Below are 25,320 nucleotides of genomic sequence, written 5' to 3' on the forward strand. Positions count from 1 at the left end.
GACCGAGACCAAGCCGCGCTGCGCGCGGCTCCGCTACATCGCTACCTCAGCGCAGCCGCAGCGCAGCCAGCGCCACGCCGCACACGAGAATCCATCGTCCGCACCCGTCGCAGGACGAGCGGATTCGCTGGCGCGCTGCGATGACAGGGCGCGGGCCGTCGTCCGGGGCGGCGCGCCGCGGTGCTGCCGTGGATCCTCAGAGCGCGCGCGGCGCTCCCACCCCCGTCGATCAGTTTTCCGTGTAGTCCGGACGACGCGGCCGCACGAGCGTGAGCGATATCGGCTTGCCGTTGCTCTCGCTGCGCGTCCGTGGAGCGTTGGCGGACGGCGCGTTGTCCTCGCCATCGTCCGATATCAGCAAGTTGAACCGCATCCCGGAGGGCGGCGCGATCTCCTCCAGCTCTTCCTCTTGAGCGGCGCGTTCCGCTCTGCAGTGCTCGCAATAGCGAGCCGCGTCCCACTCGATGTCCTCGAGACCCAGCTTCCGCAACCACGCGAGCTCCCACATCTCCCTCGCACTCACGTGGATCACGTTTCCCGAGCGGGGCATGTTCTTGGTGTTGATCGGCTGACGTCTGGCCATGGGCGTTCCTTCTGGCGTGAGGCCGCCCATTGTGCCGTCGACGAAGCCGCTCGGCTACGGCTCTCTGACAAAAACCGTCCACATTACGCGGACTTGCATTGAGCGGTCGGAGATTCTCGCTGGAAGACACGATTTCTCTCACTGCCCGCAGCTCTTGCCGGTCGCGAAGCTCCAGCACACCTCGCTCGCGCCCGGCGCCCCGGCGCTCTCCGTCGGACCACCGGGTGCTGCGCTGCCGCCGTCGCCCGCCGTGCCCGAGGTGAACTGCACCGCCGGCGCTTCGTTCGGAGCCGTCGCATAGGCGATGCCCACGGCGTGGCCGCCTCGACCGCCAGCGCCGAAGCCCCCACGACCGCCGTCACCGCCATTTCCTCCCTGACAGCCGCGCCTCGAATCGCCCTGTCCGGAGCTTTCCCCGCCGGCAGCGCCTGTTCCACCGGCCGCGCCAGCCTTGCCTGCCGCGCCATCGCCGCCCTTGCCCGCCTTGCCCACCGTGACAGTCACGCCCCTCAGCACCAGCTTCGTCCCGAGGCTGAGGATCCCGATGCTCGACCCACCGGCCTTGCCGCCGCCTCCTCCTTTACCGCCGCACCCGCCGGCCCCGCCGCCGCCGCCGCTCGCGCCCACGCCATCGACGAGCGTCGTGTCGAGCGAGCAGAACGTCCCTGCCTTGGCGCCACCGCCGCCGCCGCCCCCTTGACCACGGCCGCCCGGCATGCCTTGGCCGCCATCTCCGCCACTGATTCCGGCGAGCGTCAGCGCCGTGCCGCTGCCGGCCGACCCGGGACCGCCAGACGCACCCGGCGAACCGGGCGCCCCCTCCCGACAGGTTCCCTGCGGATCGCTCTGGCCGCGCCCCCCGAGCCCGTACGCCTCCGGATTCGGCTCCGGCATCGGCTCGCCATCCCGCCCCACCTGCCCGTTGCCCTCCTCTGTCCCCGTGATCCCTCCGGTGCCGCCGTCTCCGCCGCGCGTCTCGCCGTCCTCGCACGTCGTCGCGCCCGCGGTCCCGCCGATGACCAGGTTCGGCGCCGCGCACGCGTTCGACGCTTTCATCGCCGGCGCGCTCGCGCCGGCCATGGGTGCGTCGATCGGCGTCACCCCGTTCTCGCCGTCCATCCCGTCGCCCGCAGTCACGTCCACCTGCGCGAGTTCCGCCTCGACGTCCGCCACCGCCACGCCGTTCGACGAGCCGCCCGGCTCCGTCGCGCTCGCCGCGCGCACCGCGAAGCTGCGCACCTTCGCCCCGCTCGCGCCCTCCGTCAGCGTGAGCGTGATCTGTCCTGCGGGCCCTTCGATCGCGCTCCGCGCCTCGGCGCTCCACGTCCACTCCGTCGCGCAATCGAAGCCCCCGATCACCTCGACGCCGGTCTCGATCGTCACGCTCTCCGCGAACGTTCCGCTCGCGCACGCGAGCACGCGCTTGCCGTTCGCGCTGGCGATCGCCTCCGCGAGCGATGCATACGGCCTTGCCTTGGTTCCATCGCCGCCCGGCATCGCGTTCGCGCTCGCGAACACCGCGCACTGGTCCGTCACCGTGCTCGCGTTCTCGGTCGGGTCCGCATCGCACGCGACGTCGCTGCCACCGCCACCGCCGTCGCCGTCGCCACACGCCGCGCCCGGGAAGACCGTGCAGTCGTTGTAGTCCACGCCGAACACGCACCCCGTGCCGGGCACCATCGCCGCACCGGCGAGCACCGCCGTGATGCCCATCAGCCCGCGCCACTGACGCATGCGTCGAACCTCCTCGCGCCTTCCTTCGTCCCTCACCACGCCCCCCGGATCACGAGCGCGCCGCCGCCGGCGGTCACGACGGGCGCTGCCATGACCGCTGGGCGCGGCGCCCTGGGAGCCCAGAGCGCGTACGCCCCGGTCGCGAGCCCCACGGCCCCCGCGCCCACGAAGGTCCACAGCGCGGCGTTCTTCAGGTCCGCCGCGCCCTCCAGCGTCTCGCGCAGCACCGCGCACCGCGGCGTCTCCACCGCGCACGCCGCCGGTCCATCGTCGCGCACAACCGTCTCGCGCTGCGTGTCCGCGTCGCCGCCCCGCCCGACCGCGAGCGCCGTCAGGACCACCCCCGCGATCACGCCCGCGCCAGCGACCGCCCCGCCCGCGATCAGCACTTCCGGGCGCGGCCCGCCATCGTCCGCCCCCTCGCGCAGCGCAGGCGCCGGAGCCGCGGTCGTCTCCGGTGCCTTCGGCGCCGGTGTGCCCGCCGGTCTCCGCTCCATCGGCATCCTGTGCTCGAGCGTGCCACCGGCCCCGAACTGCACCGTCGTCTTCTTCGTCTCGTAGTCCTCGCGCTCCACCGAGATCGTGTGCGCCCCCGGCTCGACGAACAGCGGATCCGCCAGCGGCATCACCCCCTGCCACGTGCTGTCCACGAACACGCGCGCACCGTCCACGTTCGTGTGCAGCACCAGCGCCCCCACCTTCGCCCGCGCCTCTGCGTACGCCGCTTCCCCTCGGGCGCGCTCCTCCGCCGTGCTCGTCGCGTCCTCCTCCATCTCCCGCACGCACCTCGCCAGGTGAGCCGTCGCGTCCCGATAACGGCCCAGCTTCAGCTCCGCCGCGGCCAGGTTGCCGAGGATGGTGTAGTGGCCGTTCAGCGCCAGCGCCGTCAGGAACGCCGCCCGCGCCTCCGCCCAGCGCGACTGCTTGAACGCTGCCACCCCCTCTTTGAACAGCTTCCGTGCCTGCTCCGTCATCGCCACCGTCTCCGCCTCCCCCGGCTGCGTCCTGCCCGGCGCTGCGCAGCACACCACGGCCACGAAGCTGGCGATCGGCGCGCCACGACGAAGGATGGATGCCCACCCCCGGTCCGTGCTCGGCGCTTCGCGCCTGCGCGCGGCCCGCCCCTCCCAGGTCCCGCGCTCCGCGCGGGACGGGAGGGGTGCCTCCCTCGCAACCACCTCAGCCACCTCCCAGACCTCCCAGCCGCGCCAGCACACACGTCACATTGTCCGGCCCTCCGTTCTCATTCGCGATGTCGACCAGCAGGCTCGCCGCGAGGCTCAGGTCACGGTGCCTCCCCAGCACGCCCTCAATCCGCGCCTCGGGCACTGGGCCCCACAGCCCGTCCGAGCACACGAGGAACAGATCGCCTGGCTGCGTCGCCTCCACGCGTGACTCGATCTCCACGCTCTTGTCACACCCCAGCGCGCGTGTGACAGCGTCCGCACGGCCATTGAGCGCCTCCAGCGCCGCGAGCGCGCCTTCCCCCTCGCTCAGCAGCTCTTCCAGCAGCGTGTGGTCCCGCGTCAGCCGCTCCAGCTTGCCGCCGCGCAGCCGGTAGACCCGCGTGTCGCCCACGTGCGCGATATACGCCATGCCCGCCCCGAGCAGCACGCCCGCGAAGGTCGTCGCCATGCCGCGCACCGCCTCTCGCTTCTGGCCCGCCTCGTAGATCGCCCGGTTCGCGCGCCGCACGCTCAGCACCAGCCTCACCTCGTCGCGGTCGTGCGCGCTGCCCGTGCCGTACGGCCACGTCTCCTCGAGATCCTCGTCCACGTCGAAGCAGCTCTTGACCACCTCGATGGCCATCCGCGACGCGACCTCGCCGGCCGCGTTGCCGCCGAGCCCATCAGCCACCATGAACAGCCCCACGCACGGCAGCGCCGCGAAGCTGTCCTCGTTGTGGCTACGCCGCCGGCCCACGTCCGAGTGCGCCGCCGCCTCGATGGCGAGCTGTGGGTACACGATCGTCCTCCTCGCGCGCTCGTCTTCGAGACGAGCCGAGCCATGGCGCGCCGTAGACAGCGGCGCGCGTTCCTCTAGATCTGAGAAGGCCCCGCCACGCGCGGCCTTCGCTACATCGCTACCGCTCCGCTGCCATGGCGGAGCATGCTCTCGCCTCGATCACCCGTCGCGCTCGATCGGCTCTCGCGCGACGCCGTTACCTCTCACGCGCACCGCCTCGGCGTATCGAGGCTGCGCGCTCACTCCATCAACGCTCCAAAGTCTCGAGCATGCGGCGCTCCACAGGCAGCGTCTGCTTCTCCGTGCATCCCTCGTGGGGGAGCACTTCTGTACGCGACGGACGCAGTTCCACCGTCAGCCCCAGCGTCTCGCCCGCCGTCGTCTCGATGACATGCAGCGTCGGCATGTAGCCCCGGAGGTCCGCTTCAATCACGTGCCGCCCCGGCTCCAGGAACACCTTATACAAGAGCGGGCTCCGCCCTCTCACGCACCCATCGACGGTCATTTGCGCGCCTTCTGGCACGGTCACCAGGTTGAGGATCACGACCCTGGTCAGCACTTCGTCCAGTGTCACCATGGCCTGCTCCAGCCGCGCCGTCGTCTCCGTGGGCGTCTGCTTCAGCGACGAGGACTGCCACGTTGGCTCCCTCGGGATGTCCACGCGCCAGCAGCTCGCGCGTCCCTCCAGCTCCGTCCTCTCCGCGGGCGTTTCCTGCAGGGACGACGACGCGGGCGTTGGCGTCGCCGGGACGTCCGCGGGCCGGACGGCGCATCCGACGAGGGCAACTCCGGCGGCCAGGACGAGGATGGCAAACGGTGGCGGTGCGAGAGGAGAGAGTCCCACGCCCCAGCGGTGCTCGGCGCCTTGTGCCTGTGCGCCGCATGCCTTGCGGCTCAGCGTGCTCATCGCTGCCCTCCGTCCACGTGTTGCCTTCGAACCACCGCACGGTGCGGTCGTGCCAGAGCGCTCACGGAAGCTCCTGTTCCGCAGCCGTCACGCCCTCGGCTCCGGCGTTGCTCGCGACGTTGTTGCTGCCGCCGAGGCCCCCGGCGCCCGGGGTACCGGGTGTCAGCATCGTCGTGCCTTCCTGCTTCACCGGCTCACCACGGAACGCGACTGCGAGCGAGGGGCCGCCGAGGCCGCCGCCGCCGGGACCGCCGTTGCCTCCTTGGCCTCCCCTGCCGCCATCGCATGCGTTCTTCGATCCACCGACGCCCATGCCTCCGAGTCCGCCGACGCCGCCGGCGCCTCCAGGCTGGAGATTGCCACCCTTGCCACCGTTGCCTGCGCGTCCGGCGGTGAGGGTGCAGTCGATGAGGGTGACGGAGGCGTCGATGCTGGCGAGGGCGATGCTGGCGCCGCCCGAACGGCCGCCCTTTCCGGGCAGTCCGCCGCAGCCACCCGCGCCGCCGCTGCCACCGCTGGCTCCCGCTCCGGTCGCGCCACCTCCGCAGATGAGGCCGCCCTTGGCGCCGCCACCACCGCCGCCGCCCTGGCCGGGCGTGCCGGGCGTGCCATCGCCGCCGAGCACGCCGGTGTAGCCGGTGGCGCTCAGCGCGCCGAGGCCGCTGGCGCCGGCGCCGTGGGGGCCGGCGGTGCCGTTGCTGCCAGCACTGCCGCCTCCTTTGTTCGGATCGTTCGGAATAGCGCCACAGTTCCACATGGATGTGGCGGAGGCGGGTTCTCCGGCGCCGCCTTGTCCCTCGATCCCGATCTGGCCAGCATCGCCGCCGCCGCCATTGCTCACCTTGCCACCGCCGCCCTCGCCACCGATCGACAGCGCATCGACGCCGCACGCGCTCTCGACCTGAGCTCCTCCTGCGAGCGTCTCATCCGGTGCGCCCGACGCATCCAGATCGCTGCATGCGTTGGCTCCGTCCTCTCCTCGCGGCCCCTGCATCGCCGCCTCGCTCGGCGCGTCCTCTCCATCCGCGCCGTTGGCCCCATTGCCTGCGATCAGCTCGCACCGCGCCAGCTCGACCGTCGCGCCGTCCACGAGCACCGCGATCGACGAGCCTCCTGCCGCCTGCGCATCCGTGGCGTGCGCCGACACGTCTTCGATCCGCACGGTGCCATCGCCTCGCACCAGCTTCAGCGGGATCGCCTCCACGCCCGGCGCCACGATCGTCTTCTTCTCCTCGCCGATCCAGGTCCATCCGTTCGCGCAGTCGAGGCCGCCGAAGAGCGTCACCCCGCTCTTGACCTCCACCGCTTCCTCGAACGTTTCCGCGCACGCATACACCCGCCGCGTACGGCTCTGCTCTGCGAGTGCGAGCGCTGCGGCGAGCGTCTTCACCGGAGCGCTCTTCGCGCCGGCGTTCTCGTCGTCGCCGCCCGTCGACACGAACACCCCGCACGTATCGGCGATCTCGTCGCCGGCCGCGCTCGGCACGCAACTCGACGGCGTGCTGCCTCCATCCCCGTCCGGAAGGAAGTGCGCGCACGTCAGCATCCGCTCGCAGTCGTCGGCAATGTGGCTCCAGAAGCTCTCACAGCCAGCGGAGCTGAGCAGCAGCGCTGCACACCCCGCCCCCCATTGCATCCATCGCTTCTTCATCGCGTCGCCTCTCACGCTCACCACACGCCCACCACACCGACTCCCATGCCGTCGCTCAGCACCTCGAGCCGCGCGCGCACCCCTGCCGGGCGGCTCGGCTCTCTAGAGGGCCAGAGTGCGTACCCCACCGTCGCGATGGCCAGCGCTCCGCCTGCGATATACGCCACCCGCGCTGCATTGCCGAAGGCGTCAGCGCGCGTGCCGGTGCGGTGGAGCTCCGCGCATCGCGCGGCGAATGCATCGATCGGCTTGGCGCACTGTCCCCCTGCGCCGTGGATCTCCTTCGTCTGCCGGTCCACGTCGGCGCTCGCGTCGTTCGACGCCACCGTCATGCCCACGCCCACGCCGAGCCCCACCACGCTTGCTGCACCCAGAGCGATCGCCGGCACCCAGCTCCGCCGTTCCGGCGGAACCATCGATGGATCGGGGAGTTTCGTCGGCCCTGCCTCTCTCGCCGCCAGCGGCGCCGCTGCACCACCAGACTCCGCCGGCTTGCGCAGCGTCACCGTCGACGCGATCTCACCCCCGGCTCCCACGTCGACCGTGCGCTCTTCGGTCACATATCCCACACGCTCCAGCGTCACGGTGTGCTTTCCCGGCTCCACGAACAGCGGATCGACCATCGGTGTCGTTCCCATCTGCACCCCGTCGACCAGCACCGCGGCGCGCTCCACGTTCGCCTGCAGGATCACCGCGCCGACCTTCGCGCGTGCTTTCGCGTAGCCCGCCTCAGCTTGTGCGCGCTCCTCCGCGGTGCTCGTCGCGTCCATCTTCAGCTCGCGCAGGTATCGCGCCAGGTGCTCGGCGGCGTCGCGGTATCGGCCCATCTGGAGCTCGCATGCCGCCAGGTTGCCGTCGATCGTGTAGTGGGGGTGCAGCGCGCGCGCTGCCAGGAACATGGCGTGCGCGGCTTCCCAGCGCGATTCCGAGGCCGCCTGTACGCCGTTCAGGTAGAGCTTTCGAGACTCTTCGGTCATGGCTGCCGTGACGGCTGCGCGCGGCTGCTCGGGCGGCCTTGCGAGGCCCGGCGAGCTCGATGCGAGCACGGCGAAGACGCTGGCGATGGATGCGGAGCGACGAAGGGTCATGGTCAGTACTTGAGCTTGGGTTGAAAGACGTACGGTTCGGATATCGGGCGAGGTTGGTCTCCTCCAGCCGCAGAACTCGGGCCCGGCGCTGACGCCGATACAGCGGACTCGACCGGCGCCTGAGCTGTCGCGTCGGGCGCCGTCGCGGGTGAAGGCTGTCGCTCCGGCGGCTGCGCCGCGGGCGCCCTCTGTGCCGGCGCGGGCGCCTCCGGCGCCGGCCTCCGGCGCGCTGCGCCCGCGACTTCGTTCCGATCCGCGGTCACGACGGGCGCCGCGCGCTCGACGGGCGCCTCGAGTGCTCCGTGCCCCGATGTGCTCGCCGCGACGGCAGCCGCTTCGCTCGCCGTGCTCTCGCCGCGCGGCGCCGCCGCCTCGCTCGCCGCGTCGGCCGCCGCGCTCGTCGCGCGCTCCCCGCTCGCCGCCGCTTCCGGCGTCGACCCCCGCGCCGCGCTCTCCACCGGCGCCTTCTCCTTCGCCCCGCACATCGCCGCGGCCCCGATCCCCGCCGCCAGCGCCAGCATCGCCGCCACTGTCCCGGCGCGTCGCGCCATCCCCGGCCTGGCGTCGGTCTTCTCCGCCGCCTCGCTCCTCGACCGGTGTGCCGACGGCAGCGCGCTCTTGTCGATCACCGCCGCCGCTGCCGCCGCGTCCGCCGCCCACGGGCTCCCCCCGGCGCTCTTCTCCGCGCCGCTCTTCTCCCCGGCGCTCTTCTCCCCGGCGCTCGTCCCTCCGCCCCGCTTCGCCGCCCCCTTGCGCGGCGCCATCGCCTCGCGCAGCCGCGCCGCCGTGCTCGGCTTCTCCTCGTGGTCCACCCGTACGTTCACGCGCGGCTCGCGCGGCGGCGGCCCTTGCTTCGTCCTCTCCCACACCGCGTACGCCTTCCAGTACGCCTCCACCTCGTCCCGCAGCTCCGGCTCGATGTAGATCACCCCCGTCCGGAACGCCGGGTGCGACACCAGCTGGTTCGGCGTCGGCGCCGGGCTGGCCGGCGCGCCGGCGTCCGGCTCGCTCGCCGCGCCTCCCTCCGCCTCGCGCTCCCCGCGCTCGTCCCGGTCCTCGTCCTGGATTGATGCAGAGAAGAGAACCAGGAGCAGGACAAGGATGGATGCCCACCCCCGGTCCGTGCTCGGCGCTTCGCGCCTGCGCGCGGCCCGCCCCTCCCACGTCCCGCGCTCCGCGCGGGACGGGAGGGGTGCCTCCCTCGCAACCACCTCAGCCACCTCCCAGACCTCCCAGCCGCGCCAGCACACACGTCACGTTGTCCGGCCCTCCGTTCTCGTTCGCGATGTCGACCAGCAGGCTCGCCGCGAGGCTCAGGTCACGGTGCCTCCCCAGCACTCCCTCGATCCGCGCCTCGGGCACAGGGCCCCATAGCCCGTCCGAGCACACGAGGAATATGTCGCCCGGCTGCGTCGGCTCCACGCGTGACTCGATCTCCACGCTCTTGTCGCACCCGAGCGCACGCGTCACCGCGTCCGCACGGCCATTGAGCGCTTCCAGCGCGGCCAGCGCGCCTTCCCCCTCGCTCAGCAGCTCTTCCAGCACCGTGTGGTCCCGCGTCAGCCGCTCCAGCTTGCCCCCGCGCATCCGGTAGACCCGTGAGTCGCCCACGTGCGCGATGTACGCCATTCCAGCCCCCAGCAGCACGCCCGCGAAGGTCGTCGCCATCCCGCGCTGCAGCGCTTGCCGCTGGCTCGCGTCGTAGATCGCCCGGTTGGCGCGCCGCACGCTCATCACCAGGCGCACCTCGTCCCGGTCGTGCGCGCTGCCCGTGCCGTACGGCCACGTCTCCTCGAGGTCTTCATCCGCTTCGAAGCAACCCTTGACCACCTCGATCGCCATCCGGGACGCGACCTCTCCGGCCGCGTTGCCTCCCAGGCCGTCGGCCACCATGAACAGCCCGAGGCAAGGCAGCGCCGCGAAGCTGTCCTCATTGTGGCTCCGTCGCCGGCCGACGTCCGACTGCGCTGCTGCCTCGATGGCGAGCTGTGGATACACCTTCGTCCTCCTCGCGCGCTCGTCTTCGGGACGAGCCGAGCCATGGCGCGCCGTAGACCGCGGCGCGCGTTCGTTCGGATCTGAGAAGGCCGCGCCGCGCGCGGCCTTCGCTACGTCGCTACCTCAGCGCTGCCAGCGCCACGCCGCACACGACCGCCACGCCAGCACGAAGAGCACCGCGCCGAGCAGCGCCAGGCGTGAGCTACGCCGCTCCGTCTCGCCCTTGTCCGGCACCGCGCTCACCCACGCCTCGCCGTCCGCCTCCTGCGTGGTGGCTCGCTCCTCGGCAGCCCACTGCTCCACCTGGCTCGCCAGCCGCACGAGCAGCGCCTCCATCCGGGGGTCCTCGACCCCATAGATCTCCATGACCCGGCGGGCACGCTTCTCCGCGAGCCGCTGCTTCTCCGCCTCCGGCGTCGTCGCGCACCACACCGGATCCATCCACGGATCGAGCGAGGCTGCCGGATCCGCTCGCAGCTGGGAGCGGATGTGGGCCATGTTCTTCATGGCGTTGACCCCTCACACGGCGCCTGCGCCGTGAAATCCCGGCAAACCCCGCTCGCCCCCGGCGCCCCGGCGCTCACGGGCGGGCCGCCCGGCGCGGCGTTGCCGCCGTCGCCCGCCGTGCCCGGGGTGAACTGTACCGCAGGCGCTTTGCCCGGGGCCGCCGCGTAGGCGATGCCTACGGCGTGGCCGCCTCGACCGCCGGCGCCGAAGCCCCCACGACCGCCGTCACCGCCATTTCCTCCCTGACAGCCGCGCCTCGAATCGCCCTGTCCCGACCTGTCACCGCCGGCACTACCTGCACCTCCAAGGGCACCCGGTTGTCCGCTCGCTCCATCGCCGCCCTTGCCGGCCTTGCCCACCGCGACGGTCACGTCCGTCAGCACCAGCTTCGTGCCCACGCTGAGGATGCCGACGCTCGACCCGCCAGCCTTGCCGCCGCCTCCTCCTTTGCCGCCGCACCCGCCGGCTCCGCCGCCGCCACCGCTCGCGCCCACGCCATCGACGAGGGTGGAGTTGAGCGAGCAGAACAGGCCGGCCTTCGCGCCGCCCCCGCCTCCTCCCCCTTGACCTCGGGTCCCCAGTGTGCCGTTGCCGCCGTCGCCGCCCGCGATGCCGGTCAGCGTCAGCGTCGTATCGCTGCCAGCGACGCCGGCGACGCCGGCATCGCCGCTCTTGCCGTCCTCTCCACGCCTGCACTCATCAGCCGCATCGGTTTGACCGGTGCCGCCCAGCCCCTTGTTGTTCGGGTTCGGGTCCGGCATCGGCTCGCCATCCCGGCCCACCTGCCCGTTGCCCTCCTCTGTCCCCGTGATCCCTCCGGTCCCGCCGTCTCCGCCGCGCGTCTCGCCGTCCTCGCACGTCGTCACGCCCGCGGTCCCGCCGATGACCTGGTTCGGCGCCACGCATGCATTCGACGCTTTCATCGCCTCTGCGCTCGCGCCCGTCACGGGCGCCTCGGTCGGCGTCGTCCCGTTCTCGCCGTCCATCCCATCGCCCGCGCTCACGTCCACCTGCGCGAGTTCCGCCTCAATGTCCGCCACCGCCACGCCGATCGACGACCCGCCCGGCAGCGTCGCGCTCGCCGCGCGCACCGCAAAGCTGCGCACCTTCGCTCCGCTCGCGCCCTCCGTCAGCGTCAGCGCGATCCGATCCGCGGGCCCCTCGATCGCGCTGCGTGCCTCGGCGCTCCAGATCCATCCGGCGTCGCAGTCGAAGCCGCCGATCACCTCGACCTCGGCTCCGATCGTCACGCTCTCCGCGAACGCTCCGCTCGCGCACGCGAGCACCCGCTTGCCGTTCGCGTTCGCGATCGCTTCATCGAGCGACGCGTACGGCTGTGCCTTCGTCCCATCCCCACCAGGCTCGGCGCCTGCGCTCGCGAACACCGCGCACTCCTCCGTCACCGTGCTCGCGTCCTCCGTTGGGTCCGCATCGCACACGGCGGCGCTGCCGCCTCCACCGCCCTCACCGCTGCCTACGTCGCACACGAGCGTGAGCGTGCAGTCGTCCGGCATCACATACGGGAAGCATCCCAGCGGCTGGCTGCCCGCAACCATCACCCCGAGAAGGATCACCGAGCCACAGCGAGCAGTCCGACGCATGTTTCTCTCTCCTCGATCCCCTACGCCCTGCTCAGAAGCCACCGCGCACTCCAATCCCGAGGCCGTTCGACCCGACGAGAGGCACTACATGCACGCGCTGCTCGTTCACCGGGGGGCGGGAGACGACGCCATAGACGACTGTTCCGATCGCGACCGTCCCCGCACCGACGAAGCTCCAGAACGCCGCGTTGCTGAAGTCGTAGCGAGCGGCGACGGCGTCCTTCAGCTCCGTGCATCGCGCAGGTGCCCTCGGAGCCTTACACGCATCCAAGCCGCCCTCTTGGCGCAGCAGGCTTCGCTGCTCTTCCGCGTCGCTGGCGTTCGCGTTCGCCAGCACCGTGAACACCACCCCCGCCACCGCCGCCGCCCCCGCCGTCGCCGCGCCGCCGATCAGCAGCGCCGTCCTCGGATCGCGGGCGTGCTTCTCGGCGCCGCGGACCAGCGGCGCCATGGTGGTCTCCGGTCGCTTCGGCGGCGGTGCACCCGCCGATCTTTGCCCAAGCTCCACCTCATCCTCGATCTGCGCGCCGGCCACGAGCTGCACCGTCATCTTCTTCGTCTCGTAGTCCTCGTGCTCCACCGAGATCGCGTGCGCCCCAGGCTCGACGAACAGCGGATCCGCCAGCGGCGTCAGCCCCCGCAATATGCCGTCCACAAACACACGCGCCCCGTCCACCTTGGTGCGCACCACCAGCGTCCCCACCTTCGCCCGCGCCGCTGCGTACGCCGCTTCCCCTCGGGCGCGCTCCTCCGCGGTGCTCGTCGCGTCCTCCGCCATCTCCCGCACGTACCTCGCCAGGTGCTCCGCCGCGTCGCGGTGGCGGCCCAGCTTCAGCTCCGCTGCGCCCAGATTGCCGCGGATGGTGTAGTGGGGGTTCAGCGACAGCGCCGCCAGGAACGCGGCCCGCGCGTCGGCCCAGCGGGACTGCGCGAAGGCATCGACGCCTTCTCTGAACAGCTTTCGAGCTTGCTGGGTCATCGCGACGGTTTCCGCCTCGTGCGGCGCCGTGCTCGGCTGTGTCCTGCCTGGCACGGTCGTCGAGAGCAGCGCGAGAAAGCTGGCGACAGAAGCGATGCGGCGAATGTAGCTAGGCATGATCAGAACTTCGGCTCCGTGTGGAAGGCGCGAATGGCCGATGGATCGCGGGACGCGTTGACGCTGGCAGCAGGCGCCAAAGACGGCGCCTCCGTCGACGCGGTCGCGGGTGGTGCCGGTGTGACGGGTGCCGGTGGCGGCGTGTCGGCCGTCCTCACCGGTGAAGGCTGCCGCGTCGGCGGTTGCCGCTCGGGCACCCTCGGCGCCGGCGCGTGCACCGCGGGCGCAGGTCTTCGGCGCGCAGCAGGCGCTGCTTCACCTCGATCGGAAATCACCGCAGGCGCCGCGCGTTCGGCGGACGCCTCGGGCGGCGCTCCCTCGGCCGCGATCTCCTCGACGGCCAGCGGCGCGCTCTCCGCGCGCTCGTCGCTCCCTGTCACGGCTGCGCCGCTCGCTGCCGCGCCGCTCGCCGCCGCCTCGCGCATCGCGCGCTCAGCGCTCGCCGCGTCCCGCGCGACCGCGCTCTCCACCGGCGCCTTCTCCTTCACCCCGCACATCGCGGCGGCCCCGATCCCCGCCGCCAGCGCCAGCATCGCCGCCACCGTCCCGGCGCGCCGCACCATCCCCGGCCTGGCGTCGGTCTCGCCGCCGTCCTTCTCCTCCGCCGCCTCGCTCCTCGGCCGGTGCGCCGACGGCAGCGCGTTCTTGTCGATCACCGCCGCCGCTGCCGCCGCGTCCGCCGCCCACGGGCTCCCCCCTCCGCTCTTCTCCGCGCCGCTCTTCCCTCCGCCCCGCTTCGCCGCCCCCTTGCGCGGTGCCATCGCCTCCCGCAGCCGCGCCGCCGTGCTCGGCTTCTCCTCGTGGTCCACCCGCACGTTCACGCGCGGCTCACGCGGCGGCGGCCCTTGCTTCGTCCTCTCCCACACCGCGTACGCCTTCCAGTACGCCTCCACCTCGTCGCGCAGCTCCGGCTCGATGTAGAGCACCCCCGTCCGGAACGCAGGGTGCGACACAAGCTGGCTCGGCGTCGGCGCCGGGCTGGCCGGCGCGCCGGCGTCCGGCTCGCTCGCCGCGCCTCCCTCCGCCTCGCGCTCCCCGCGCTCGTCCCGGTCCTCGTCCTTCACCGCCTCGCCTCCTGTCCGTGCCGCCGGCCCCTCACCGCGATCCATCGTCCCTGCGCGCGCGAATTCTCATCTTTCTCATCCCCGATCGACCCGTCGCCGATCGGCCCGCCCGCCGCCCGCTCACAGCTCGTCCTCGCGCGGCGGCGGCTCGGTCACCCCGGCCGCGCGCAGCAGCTTGCCGAGCCGCACGATCGCCCGGTCGTGGACCCGGTACGCGCCCGGGTGCGGGATCCGGAGCGCGCCGCCGATCTCCGCGAGCGGCCGCCCCTCCACGTAGCGCATCGACAGCACCTCGGCCTCGCGCGGCGTCAGCCGCTCCAGGGTGCGCCGCAGCAGCGCGTGCGCCCGGCCGTGGCGCTCGCGCCGCGACAGCGCCTCCTCTCCGGTCTCCGGCGTCGCCACGCCGGCGGCCGTCGCGAAGACGCTCGCCGCGAGGCCGTCGACATGGTCGAGGAGCCGCTCCTCCGCCTTGCCGTCGACGTCGGTCATCACGTCGCCGTACCGCCGCTGCCGCGCGATGTAGTCGTACCCGCCCTGCAGGCAGAGCGCGACCACCCGGTCCTGCTCCCGTGCTTCCCGGAGGTACCCGTCGAGCATCGCGCCCCGGATGCGGTGCCGCGCGAAGCGCGGGAAGCTGTCGTCCCGCGCCGGATCGTAGGCGAGCGCCGCCTCGATGAGCCCCGCACGGCCGAGCGACATCAGCTCGTCGAACGAGAGGTGCTTTCGCAGCCTCGGCGAAAGCCGGCGCGCCGCGCCGCTCACCTCGTGCAGCGCCGACGCCGCGAGCGCCTGCTGCGCCGGCGTCAGCCTCGCCTCGGGGTCAGCCATCTTCGCCGCCCCCCGCCTTGCGCCGGGGTTCCTCGGCGCCGTCCCGGGCCGCCACGCCGCTCCCGAGCGGCGCCGCGCGAGGCCGCGCGCGCTCCAGGAGGTCCCGCCCGACCTCGTCCTCCGTGAGCGCCTCCACGAGCAGCTCGCGCATGGTCTCGATCACGTCGTGCGACGCGATCCCGCGGTAGCGCGCGAGCGTCCGCTCGACGACCTCGTCGAGGAAGGGATCGGCCGCGCTGGGTTCGTCGTTCGGCATGTCTTCGCTCCTTGCTCGCTTCGCTGCTCTCACCCTCAGAAATTGGGCTTGTTCCCGAACGGCAGCTCCTCGTGTCGTCTCTCCCGGGGCGGTGCCGGCCGGGCCGGCGCCGGGGCGCGCCCGCTCGAGGGCATCGGGTAGATGTCCTCCTCCTCGTCCGGGGAGATGTCCTTCTGCCCGCCACGCCCCTTCGACGTCTTCAGCCAGTCCCACGGGCGCCGTGCGGGCGCGCGCGCCGCCCCCGCGACCGGACGCGCCCGTGTTGCCGGCGCGCTCGGCGGCGCCGGCACGCTCGTCTGCGGCGGCGCCTTCGCCTGCGCCGGCGCGCTCGCCTTCGCAGGCGCGCTCGCCTCCGCAGGCGCGCTCGCCTCCGCAGGCGCGCTCGACTTCGCAGGCGCGCTCGGCCGGGCCGCCGTTCCCGTGGATTCGGCGGGAGGTGACAGCGCGGCCTCGGACGCCTCGACGCCGAGGGGCTCGGCTGCGCTCTCCGGCACGCGCGCGTCCGGCGGCGCCCCGGTCTCGTGGGCGGCGCGCGTGGCGCGCGTGGCGCTGGAGCGCGCCGGCGGCGCCGGCGCGCTCGCGACGACCCCGCCGGCAGACGCGGCCGGCGCGGCCCTGCTCTCCGAGGCGGCCATCGCAGCGCGTTCGCGGCGCACATGGATGTACAGCGCTGTCGCGGCGCCCGAGACGGCGATCGCCAGCACCGCCGCGACGGCGCAGCGGCGCAGGAGCTGCGCTCGCCAGCGCCGGTCGGCGACGCGGTCCGTCGCCGGCAGGCCGGGTCCCACGAGGCTCGCTCCCTCGGCACCCGGGGACGATCGCACCGTGACCGGCCCGGGGGTCACGAGCAGCGGCCAGCCCGGGTCGGCCCCCGGCGGCGCGCTCGTCGGCGGATGCGACGGAGGAGCCGAAGGCTGCGCCGGCCGCGCCGTGCCCCCCTCGCACGCGGCACGCGCCGCGTCCCCCTCGCGCGCCGCCGGCGCCGTGTCCGCGCCCTCGCGCGCATCGCTCCCGCCGAGCTCGGCCGAGGTTGCCGGCCCGTGGACGATCACCCGGCTCTCGTCGGGCTGCGGCGCCGTGCTCAGCCGCTCGGGCGATCGCGGACCGTGGTGCTCCCGCCGGGCCCCCGGCGTCCCTGGGTCCGGCCCCGCGGCGAGCCGGCCGGCGCGCACGTCCGACAGGTAGCGCTCCCGGAGCTCGCGGAGCGCGCTCGCCGCCGCGCCGGCGTGCCTGAAGCGCTCTGCCGGCCGCTTCGCCAGGCCGGTCTGGACCACCGGCCAGACGTAGTCCGGGATCGACAGCACGATCTCGTGCACCGGCACCGGCATCCGCAGCATGTGCGCCGCGACGAGCTGGCCCTCACTGGGCATCCCCGAGAGCCCCCGGCCCGTGGCGAACACGTAACGGCCGGCCAGGAGCTCGTAGATCACCAGCGACAGCGCGTAGACATCGCTCGCCGGCGAGCACGGCTCTCCCCAGCACTCCTCGGGCGCCGTGTACGCCGTCGTGCCGAACCGCTGGCCCGGCCGGGTGCTCGGCAGACCGTCGACCCGGATCTTCGCGATGTTCAGGTCGAGCAGCTTGACCTCGCCGTGCCGGTCGACGAACACGTTCTCCGGCTTCACGTCCCTGTGCACGATCCCGAGGTCGTGCGCCGCCGCGAGGCCGTCGGCGATCTCGATCCCGATGTGGAGCGCCCGCGCGATCGGCAGCGGCGACTCCACCTGGCAGATCCGGCGGAGCGACTGGCCCTCCAGGAGCTCCATGGCGATCCAGACCGTGCCGTCGGGCAGCGTGTCGGCGCTGTGCACGGCGACGATGTTCTTGTGCCGCAGCCGGCAGAGCGCGATGGCCTCCTTGTGGGCGCGCTCTCGCACCTGCTCGGAGCTCGCGTAATGCGGGAGCAGCAGCTTGAGCGCGACCCGCCGCTGCGTGAACTCGTGGACCGCCTCGTAGACGACGCCGACGCCGCCCGCGCCGATCACCCGCACGAGCCTGTGGCCCGCGACGGTGCTCCCCGGAAGATAGGTCGCCGGCGGCGAGGACGTCCCGGCGTCGTCGTCCCGCGTGCTGAGCTCGCCCTGACTCATCCAAGCCACCCCCGCATCAAGAGCGCGCCGACCATACCAAAGAACGCCGCGGTCGCGGCGACGGCGAGCCAGCTCGCCACCCGCGCAGGCGGACGCGGAGCGAGCGCCCGCGCGGACGACGCCCGCCCCTCCGTCGGACCGGAGCGCGGCGCCCGGCGGACCGGAGGACAGGGCACCTCGATCACGAGGGGTCGCGTCACGACAGGTCGCGTGACGGCTGCCGATGCGACCGGCGCGAATGGCAACGGCGCCGTCGCCACGGGCAACGGCACCGTCGCCACGGAAGCGGGCGTCGCCTGGGACGGCTGCCAGGGAAGAGGCGAATCCGGGCGAAACGACACAGGAAGCGGCTCGGTGGTCAGCGGGGCCGGAGGGGGCTCGACGCGACCCGGCGAACCGGCGGCGCCCTCGCCGGCGCGAAGGGCCTTGTCCAGGGGCACGGTCGCGAGCAGGCATTCGATCGAGCTGCGGGCGGTCACGGCCAGGTTCCTCTCCAGCAAGTGCGGGCATGAGCGCAGGAATGAGACGGCGGTGGCGACGGATCCCGGGCGTGACAGCCGAAGGGGGTCGTCGCTCCTACCTTCCACGGGCACCATCGACCCTGCGCGGCGGATTTCTCAGAAAAGTGATCGATCTCGGGAAAACCATGGGCGCCTCCGGGTGCGGCTGCGCTCCCCGAGGGCATGGCTGCGCAGGCGGGAGCCGTGGCTGCACGCTCGGAGGCCATGGCTGCAGGGGTGGCTTTCTCCGGCTTGGTCCGCCGCGTGTTATCGCGTGTTATCGCGTGTCATCGCGTGTCATCGCGTGTCGTGTTATCGAGACCATGCCGAGCCGGTAGAGCAAAAAAAACGGACGTTCGCTCAACTGCGAGCGCCCAACAATGCTCTTGCCATCACCGAAACTACCACCGTAACTTCCCTTCTCATTGCCGCCGTCCGGATCCCCCGGTCGGCAGGGAGGAACTCAGCATGGATTACACAGACGAAGTCCTCGAGACCACACCTGAGCGCGTCACCAAGTTCTTGACGGGGCTCGGCGCTGTCGCCGCGATTCGCACGTCGATGGCCGGGGCGGGGATGATCGATGACGATATCCTGGAGGGCCGCACTCTGCTCCTCGATGTCCTCGCCGCTCCCCGCAAGATCGGCGCGCCGCCCGATACCGACGATGCCAGGGCGCAGCGCGCCGCGACGGGGGAGCTCGATCAGTGGGACGAGCCCAACTTCACCCGTCATGGCGCCGCGCTCCGCCGGCGTTTCCCCGATGTGAACGCTTATGTCTTCAAGGACCTCGCGCCCTCCACCGGCACCGCCGCCGTCCAGGGAGTGGCCACCTTCCTCGCAAGGCTCGATGCCCTCGAGAATGGCACCGACCCGGGCCGCGCCGGAACGAAGCAGAGCGACAAGAAGGCAGTCGCTTTCCTCGCGACTCGCAGCCTCGACAAGGCCGAACGCAAGCGCCTCCAGGGGCTCGTCGACGTCGCGCTCGGCCCGACATCCCCTCTGCCCGAGCAGGCCGAGCTCCCGGAGACCGCGCGCCGGCGCGAAGCGCTCGTCAAGCTGCGCTCCTGGTTCGACGAGTGGTCAACGACGGCCCGCGCCGTCATCAAGAAGCGCGGCTACCTCATCCGCCTCGGCCTCGCGAGCCGCAAGGTGCGCCAGCGCAAGCCCACCGCCGCGCCGCCCAAGCCCGGCAAGCCCACGGCCACGCCGTCCCAGCCGACATCGCCGGGCGAAGAGACCCACGCGATCGACGTCGAGTAACTCGACTCACAAATCAACGCCTCCGGCGCGCCCGTGAGACCTTCCGACGCGCTCCGGAAGCTTCCGACGCGCTCCGGAAGCTTCCGACGCGCGCTGAAAGCTTCCGACGCGCTCCGGAACACGAAGTTTCGCATACTTAGCGGCGTCCGCCGCGCCCCCGGCGCCCTCCGACGCGCGCAGGGGACGAGTTTCCCGGCAAATTCCGCATCCCGCCTCCGCGCCGGAAGCCTCCGGAGCGCGTCGGAGACCTCCGGAGCGCGCCGGAAGCTTTCGACCCGCGCCCCTCAGCGCCCCGCCGCCGACTCGAACCTGGGCGCCGCGTCGAACGTCTCCGCCAGCGTCCTCCGGTACTCGTCGGCCATCTGCACGAGCCCATCGATGAGCAGCGCCACGTCGTGGTCCGCGCAGCCCTCCAGCGACGCCACGCACGACGCCGACACCTCGTCGCCCGTGAGCGACACGCGGAACTCCCCCGTCGTCTGGTCGTTCATCGTGAGCAGGAACCGGTAGAACGGCTCGTGGTTCGCCGCAGGCAGCCCCACGACCGGCGCGCGCAGCGTCAGCAGGCGCCCCGTTTCGTCGATCTCGATGTCCACCTGCGTCGCCGTCTCCGCCGTGGGGTACGGCCGCTGCGCGATGCGCCACGCCCTCGGACCGACGCGCACCCGGTTGGCGATGAGCCCGAGCGCCGACAGGCCCTGCCGGATCACCCGCTCGACGCCCGCGCGCGCCGGGCACGGCGGGTACGCGTGCGGCAGCAGGCGGCCGCAGCCCAGGCACCGGTCGCACTCGACGTCGAACGGCTCCTCGCACGCCGGGCAGCGGTACACCGGCGCCCGGTCCCTGAGCTCCGCGAGCGGCCGATCCCCCAGGGCGAGCAGCGGCTGGAACGCGCCCGCCGGGACCACAACGCAGTGACCCGCGAGCTCCCCTGCCGCGCCGGACACCGCCGCGACCACGCCGATCACCCTCCCCTCGGGATCGAGCACCGGCGCGCCGAGGGGCGCCGCCACGTCGAGCTCGAACGCCGGGAGCTGCCCGTCGACCTTGCGCGCCACGTGGCAGACCCGCGCGACCGCGAGGCGCAGGCTCTGCCCCGGGAGGCAGCTCAGCACCGCGGCGCGCTCGCCGAGCCGCGGCTCGGCCGCCGCGCGGGCGGCGAGCGCCGCGACGCCGGGCGGCTCGGCCGGCGCGACGAGCGCCACGTCGCGGCCCACGTCCGCGGCGATCACACGCCCCGCCATGCCCCGCCCGTCCTCGAACGTCAGCGCGACCTCCGTCGGGTAACCGAGCCCGCGCCGGCTCGCCACCACGACGCCGTTGCCGAGCGCCACCCAGCCGGTCGTCACGAGCGCGCCGGCGCGGATCGCCACCACCGAGCGGCGGGCGCGGGCGACGCGCTCATGGAGCAGCGCGAGATCGCCGTCGCCGTGCGGCGCCAGCTGCGACGTCATTGCGCGACGATCCTCGAGAGCGCCGTCATCAGGAGCTCGATCGTGCCGGGTTTGGCGCCGTCCCGCTGCGCGTAGGCGACGATGTCGCGCAGCCGCTGCTCGGTCTTGGCGGGCAGCTTCGTGCGCACGAGGAGCTCGGACAGGGCCCCTATCGCGAGGAAGTGGCGGAGCATCGGGTCGGCCGGCGCGCGCTCGATCTCGCGCAGGTAGCGGCCGAGGTGCTCGCGCGCGAGCGCCGCCGTGGTGAGCGGATCGATGTGGAGCGGCTTCTCCTCGGGCACCTGGCCGCGCACCGCCACGAGCCGCTCCATCGCGAGGAGCGCCGGCTCCGCGACGCCGGCGGTGTTCCCGCGGCGCGCGCCGCCCTCGGCCTGGATGAGCTCGCGGGTCGCGGCCGCCGTGCAGCGGTAGAGGTGCGCCACCGCGTCGGGCATCGCCTCGCCGTGCTCGTAGATCGCGCGGAAGACCGTGCACCGGATGAGGAGCACCATGACGCCCGGCCGCTCCTGGAAGCTGAGCGCCGCGCCGAGCACCTGCGCGTCCCGGAGCAGCTGGCAGAACCGATCGGCCGCCGCGTTCGCCGACTCCGGGCGGGAGGGGATGCTCCGGCGCGACGGAGGCTCGATCTCCACCTCCGGCAGCGCGGGCGGGCGCACCGACAGCGGCGTCGCCGCCATGATGGAGGACGAGCGACGAAAGGGCACGGTGCGCGCGCTGCGGCGATCGCTGACCTGCGCCGACGTCTCTGCGGCCGCCGCCAGCTCACCGGACAGCGGCGCCGCCGTCGCCGCGCTCCCCGGAGCCGGCTTCGCTGCGCCGCCCTCGGACCCCGGGCTCGCGACGCCGCCGATCGCCTTCGACGCCGCGCCGGCGTCGTGCGCCGGCGGGAGGATGCCGGCCTTGGGCGCGGGCGCGCCGCCGTTCTTCGACGACGCGGCGCCCGCCGCCGGCATCGGCGCCGACGCCAGGGACGGGGACAGGATGTCGGGGATCGCGTCCGCGTCGCGGATGGGGCGCGCGACCGACTCGGGCAGGCGCGGCAAGGGGGGCGCCGCCCACGCCGCCAGCTCCTCGAGCGGCGTCCGCGCCCCCGAGACCGGCGTCGCCGGCGCGCCGGCCCGCACCGACGGAGCGCTCTGCTGGCGGGCAGGCGCGGGCGGGACCGTGAAGCTCTTGAGCGGCCGGGCGCGGCCGGCGGACGCCCACGTGAGGCTCGTCCGCTGCTCCTCGGAGAACGGCGGCCGCGCGTCGAACCACGCGCCCATCGTCTCCCCGAGCCGCTGCGCCGCCTCGCCGCTCTCGCGCAGCGCCTGGCGCAGCGCCTCCGGCGTGAAGGCGGCGACGCGGCCGACGCGGCGGAGCAGCAGCAGATCCTCCCGCATGCACAGCCGGAACGGCTCGGGGCCGCTCGACAGCTCCAGCGCCGTCCTGAGCAGCGGCACCCGGTGCCGCTCCGCGACGCGCACGACGGGGACGTCGATCGAGACCCGCTCGTTCGCGGCGTCGAGCGAGACGAAGAGCGTCATCGCCCCGAGCGGAACGATCCACCCCACGCCCTCCTGCAGCGTCGTCGCCTGGAGGCTCGCCCCGGCCTCCGCGGAGGCGCAGTGCGCGACGAAGCGCACCGGGTCGCGCGTGCGCCAGGCGTCGATCGAGCTCCCGTCCCAGTCCGCGTCCGCGGGCGGCTTGCGCGAGGCGGAGAGCACAGGCGACCGGTCCACCCCGCACGCCTCGCACCGCGGCCCACGCAGCGGGAACCCGCACGCGGAGCAGAAGTCGGAGGCCGGGCTCGAGGGGACCGCCACGCCGACAGCATACCTCAGCGCAAGGCCGAGGTGGCACCGCGGTTTGCGCTCAGAGGAACGGATTCAGGTGGAGCGCAACCTTGGCCTCCCGCAGGTTGTGCTGGACCCTGCGGATGAAGTGGATGAACAGGTACGCCCAGACGGCGAAGGTGACGACGCTGATGACGAGCTGGACCGTCTTGCTGACGCCGATCACCATCCAGAGCGCCGTCAGAAGGAAGGCCGCGAACGACAGCGGGACGAACCACTTCCAGCACAGGTTCATCATCTGGTCGATGCGGACGCGCGGCAGCGTCCAGCGGATCCAGATGACCACGAAGACGAGAGCCCAGCTCTTCAGCAGGAAGAGGAAGACGCCGACGAGCTGGAGCCCGAAGCTCGCCTCCTGCTGGGCCGGCGAGACGCCGGGGATCTGCCAGCCGCCGAGGAAGAGCGCGCTCGCGATGCCGCACATCACGAAGACGTTCGCCCACTCGGCGAAGAAGAAGAAGAGGTACCGCATGCCGGAGTACTCGGTCGAGTAGCCGGCAACGAGCTCGCTCTCCGCCTCGGGCAGGTCGAACGGCGCGCGGTTGCCCTCCGCCAGCGCCGTCGTGAAATACAGGAAGAACAGCGCGAACGTGATCGGGTTGCGGAAGACGAACCAGTGCCAGGGCCAGCCGCCCACGTCGAGGAGCGAGGGCCCGGCGCCGCCCTGGGCGCCGATGATGTCCTGGAGCCGCAGCGAGCCCGTCATCATGACGATGCACACGATCGCGACAGCGCCGGGGATCTCGTAGCTGATGATCTGCGCCGCCGAGCGGATCCCGCCGAGGAGCGACCACTTGTTGTTCGACGCCCAGCCGCCGGTCATGAGGCCGATGGTGACCAGCGACGTCACGGCGATGACGAAGAGGATCCCGATGTCGAGGTCGGCCGCGATGAGGTACTGGCCGAACGGCATGACGACGAACGTGGCCGACACGCCGACGAACACGAGGTAGGGCGCGAGCCGGAAGAGCGCCTTGTCGCTCTCGGCCGGGATGACGTCCTCCTTCATGATCGACTTGATCCCGTCGGCGACCCACACGAGGAGGCCCTGCGGCCCGGCGCGGTTCGGCCCGATGCGGGACTGCATGCGCGCCGAGACGCGGCGCTCGACCCAGGTGATGATCCCCGCGGTCGGCGCCATGAAGAGCAGGATGATCGCGGCGGCCACGCCGAGGAGGATCCCGGCGCCGAGCAGATCTGTGGGTGCGCTCGCGTGGAACCCCTCGGTCGAGAGCTCGATCTCGGACGGGGTCGCGCCGCCCCGCCGGATCCCGACCGCGGACCGCCGCTCGTGGCCGCTCGGGATCACGTCGGCCTTCGAGAGGACCTTCACGCCCTCGAAGCGCGTGATGACGTCGCCGGGCTGGAGCCCTGCCTGGCTCGCCGGGCTCCCGTCGCGCACGCCCGTCACGACGAGCCCGCCGGCGGGCGGCGACTCGGCCGCGACCTCGACGCCGAAGAACGCGAGCGCGCGCGCCCCCTCCTTCACACGCGCCTCGATGACGGCGCGGCGCGGGGTCGGCGGGAGGAAGTCCATCGTGACGCCCCTCACCGTGCCGTTCACGGGGAGCGCCCCCTGCGCGGTCGCGGGGATCTCGACGACCACGTCGCCGTGGAAGGTCGTGTGCACCGCGTCGTCGCCGCGGCCGGCGAAGCGGGATTGCAGGCCCTCGGAGAAGACGAGCGAGATCTTCGTGCTGCTGACCTGCGCGCCCTCGATCTCGATGCTCTGGCCGGTGAGCGGCGCCTGGCCGGGGCGGCGGAGGGTGCCGCGGAACGTGACGACCGCCTCCTTCGCCTCGGCGGTCGGCAGGTTGGTCCCGAGGATCTCGATGCGGTCGCCGAGGTCGACCTCGCGCGGCACGACGTCGACGACGCTCAGGAGCTCGGGCGCCGTCCTGCTCTCGGCGCAGCCGGCCGCGCCGAGCAGCGCGAGGAGGGCCAGGAGGCACGGCAAGAAGCCTCGAGAGAGAGCTCTCCAGGGAGGAGATCCGCGCATGGTGCCGCTTATAAACCGCGCCGCTCGCGCGGTCGAGAATGCGGAGAAAAGCGCTCGCGTGGTCTACCTACCGGCGCCGGACGGGGAGGAAGTAACGGCTGCCGTCGAGCTCGTTCACGCCCACGTAGAGCTCTGCCTCGAACACGTCCTTGAGCCGGCGGTAGGTCATCACCTCCTCGACGGTGCCGTGGGCGACCAGCCGCCCGGCCTTGAGGAGCGCCACGCGGTCGGCGTACTGGGCGGCCGCATTGAGGTCGTGCAGCACCGCGACGCAGGCGAGACGCCGCTCGGCCACCTCCCTGCGCACGACCTCGTGGACCTCGATCGAGTGGCGGATGTCCAGGTGCGCCCCGGGCTCGTCGAGGATCAGCACCTGCGCCTCCTGCGCGAGCGCGCGGGCGATGGCCACCCGCTTCTGCTCGCCGCCGGAGAGCTCGGCCACCGGCCTCCCCGCGAGCCCCACGAGATCGCAGGCGTCGAGGGCGCGGGCGACCGCCTCCTCGTCCCGGCCGGCGGCGAGCATCCACGCGCCCTGGTGGGGCGCGCGGCCCATCATGACGACCTCGCGCACCGTGAAGCCGGGCGCCGAGGTGATCCCCTGCGGCACGACCGCCACGCACCGCGCGATCGCCCGCCGGTCCATGCCGGCGAGCGGCCTCCCCAGCAGGGTCGCCTCGCCCCGCGCCGGCCGCAGGGCCCCCGAGAGGACCCGGACCAGCGTCGATTTTCCCGCGCCGTTCGGCCCCAGGACAGCGCAGAGCTCGCCCGCGCGCACATCCAGGCTGATCCCCTCCAGCGCCAGCCTCCCGGTGGGATAGCTCGCGGCCACGTCACGCAGATCGATCGCCGGCCCCTGCACGCGGTCTCTTTTGTCGAATGATTCGAGTGATATCGAGTGATC

The 25,320-nt window shown here is 72.9% G+C and carries 21 protein-coding genes; 1 reads left to right on the forward strand and 20 read right to left on the reverse strand.

The genetic code is table 11. The features are described from left to right. Positions 1-229: 229 nt before the first annotated feature. The 16 genes from WMF45_RS41725 to WMF45_RS41800 all read right to left on the reverse strand — a co-directional run bounded on the left by WMF45_RS41725 (position 230) and on the right by WMF45_RS41800 (position 17,368). Entirely contained in the window at positions 230-583 is a 354-nt protein-coding gene (locus tag WMF45_RS41725) for a hypothetical protein (RefSeq protein ID WP_437711854.1), read from the reverse strand. A 138-nt stretch (positions 584-721) separates the two neighbouring features. Next, on the reverse strand, positions 722-2,317 hold the full coding sequence (locus WMF45_RS41730) for a hypothetical protein (protein WP_437711856.1): 1,596 nt from the start codon (positions 2,315-2,317) through the stop codon (positions 722-724). A 32-nt stretch (positions 2,318-2,349) separates the two neighbouring features. Next, the gene (locus tag WMF45_RS41735; RefSeq protein ID WP_437711858.1) at positions 2,350-3,504 is read right to left on the reverse strand and encodes a PEGA domain-containing protein; all 1,155 of its coding nucleotides are present in this window, start codon (positions 3,502-3,504) and stop codon (positions 2,350-2,352) included. After that, positions 3,497-4,282, reverse strand: a complete 786-nt coding sequence (locus WMF45_RS41740) for a PP2C family protein-serine/threonine phosphatase (RefSeq protein ID WP_437711860.1) — start codon at positions 4,280-4,282, stop codon at positions 3,497-3,499. Before WMF45_RS41740 ends, WMF45_RS41735 begins: the two co-directional genes overlap by 8 nt. Positions 4,283-4,529: 247 nt before the next feature. Then, complete coding sequence (locus tag WMF45_RS41745) at positions 4,530-5,189, reverse strand: PEGA domain-containing protein (protein ID WP_437711862.1); 660 nt, start codon at positions 5,187-5,189, stop codon at positions 4,530-4,532. A 61-nt stretch (positions 5,190-5,250) separates the two neighbouring features. Then, positions 5,251-6,840 (reverse strand): PGRS family protein, encoded by a 1,590-nt coding sequence (locus WMF45_RS41750; RefSeq protein WP_437711864.1) that lies wholly within the window; start codon positions 6,838-6,840, stop codon positions 5,251-5,253. Positions 6,841-6,857: 17 nt separating this feature from the next. Then, positions 6,858-7,928, reverse strand: a complete 1,071-nt coding sequence (locus WMF45_RS41755) for a PEGA domain-containing protein (RefSeq protein WP_437711866.1) — start codon at positions 7,926-7,928, stop codon at positions 6,858-6,860. A gap of 2 nt (positions 7,929-7,930) precedes the next feature. Next, positions 7,931-9,148, reverse strand: coding sequence for a hypothetical protein (locus WMF45_RS41760; protein WP_437711868.1), 1,218 nt, complete (start codon positions 9,146-9,148; stop codon positions 7,931-7,933). After that, positions 9,141-9,926 carry a PP2C family protein-serine/threonine phosphatase gene (locus WMF45_RS41765; protein ID WP_437711870.1) on the reverse strand — a complete coding sequence of 262 codons (786 nt, stop codon included), beginning with the start codon at positions 9,924-9,926 and terminating at the stop codon, positions 9,141-9,143. The genes WMF45_RS41760 and WMF45_RS41765 overlap by 8 nt, the downstream gene beginning before the upstream one ends. Positions 9,927-10,049: 123 nt before the next feature. After that, a complete protein-coding gene (locus WMF45_RS41770) occupies positions 10,050-10,433 on the reverse strand; it encodes a hypothetical protein (protein WP_437711872.1) in 384 nt (127 codons plus the stop codon). Beyond that, entirely contained in the window at positions 10,430-12,034 is a 1,605-nt protein-coding gene (locus WMF45_RS41775) for a hypothetical protein (RefSeq protein ID WP_437711874.1), read from the reverse strand. The genes WMF45_RS41770 and WMF45_RS41775 overlap by 4 nt, the downstream gene beginning before the upstream one ends. A gap of 31 nt (positions 12,035-12,065) precedes the next feature. Beyond that, on the reverse strand, positions 12,066-13,130 hold the full coding sequence (locus WMF45_RS41780; protein WP_437711876.1) for a PEGA domain-containing protein: 1,065 nt from the start codon (positions 13,128-13,130) through the stop codon (positions 12,066-12,068). Positions 13,131-13,132: 2 nt separating this feature from the next. Next, on the reverse strand, positions 13,133-14,194 hold the full coding sequence (locus WMF45_RS41785) for a hypothetical protein (RefSeq protein WP_437711878.1): 1,062 nt from the start codon (positions 14,192-14,194) through the stop codon (positions 13,133-13,135). 120 nt (positions 14,195-14,314) lie between these two features. Next, positions 14,315-15,022: a sigma-70 family RNA polymerase sigma factor gene (locus WMF45_RS41790; protein ID WP_437711880.1), complete on the reverse strand. Its 708-nt coding sequence runs from the start codon at positions 15,020-15,022 to the stop codon at positions 14,315-14,317. Beyond that, a complete protein-coding gene (locus WMF45_RS41795; RefSeq protein ID WP_437711882.1) occupies positions 15,015-15,278 on the reverse strand; it encodes a hypothetical protein in 264 nt (87 codons plus the stop codon). Before WMF45_RS41795 ends, WMF45_RS41790 begins: the two co-directional genes overlap by 8 nt. 35 nt (positions 15,279-15,313) lie before the next feature. Next, the gene (locus WMF45_RS41800) at positions 15,314-17,368 is read right to left on the reverse strand and encodes a protein kinase domain-containing protein (protein WP_437711884.1); all 2,055 of its coding nucleotides are present in this window, start codon (positions 17,366-17,368) and stop codon (positions 15,314-15,316) included. A gap of 968 nt (positions 17,369-18,336) precedes the next feature. Here WMF45_RS41800 and WMF45_RS41805 point away from each other — a divergent pair. Further along, positions 18,337-19,131, forward strand: coding sequence for a hypothetical protein (locus WMF45_RS41805; protein ID WP_437711886.1), 795 nt, complete (start codon positions 18,337-18,339; stop codon positions 19,129-19,131). Between the two features lie 284 nt (positions 19,132-19,415). On the opposite strand, the gene WMF45_RS41810 is transcribed toward WMF45_RS41805, so the two are convergent. The 4 genes from WMF45_RS41810 to WMF45_RS41825 all read right to left on the reverse strand — a co-directional run bounded on the left by WMF45_RS41810 (position 19,416) and on the right by WMF45_RS41825 (position 25,278). After that, on the reverse strand, positions 19,416-20,585 hold the full coding sequence (locus tag WMF45_RS41810) for a trypsin-like peptidase domain-containing protein (RefSeq protein ID WP_437711887.1): 1,170 nt from the start codon (positions 20,583-20,585) through the stop codon (positions 19,416-19,418). Further along, positions 20,582-22,390, reverse strand: a complete 1,809-nt coding sequence (locus WMF45_RS41815) for a hypothetical protein (RefSeq protein WP_437711889.1) — start codon at positions 22,388-22,390, stop codon at positions 20,582-20,584. Before WMF45_RS41815 ends, WMF45_RS41810 begins: the two co-directional genes overlap by 4 nt. Before the next feature lie 49 nt (positions 22,391-22,439). Further along, positions 22,440-24,377 carry an NADH-quinone oxidoreductase subunit NuoH gene (gene nuoH / locus WMF45_RS41820; protein WP_437711891.1) on the reverse strand — a complete coding sequence of 646 codons (1,938 nt, stop codon included), beginning with the start codon at positions 24,375-24,377 and terminating at the stop codon, positions 22,440-22,442. A gap of 109 nt (positions 24,378-24,486) precedes the next feature. Next, positions 24,487-25,278: an ABC transporter ATP-binding protein gene (locus WMF45_RS41825; protein ID WP_437711893.1), complete on the reverse strand. Its 792-nt coding sequence runs from the start codon at positions 25,276-25,278 to the stop codon at positions 24,487-24,489. Between the last annotated feature and the right edge of the window lie 42 nt (positions 25,279-25,320).

This window comes from Sorangium sp. So ce448 (assembly GCF_051520915.1).
Classification (GTDB): Bacteria; Myxococcota_A; Polyangia; order Polyangiales; family Polyangiaceae; genus Sorangium; species Sorangium cellulosum_B.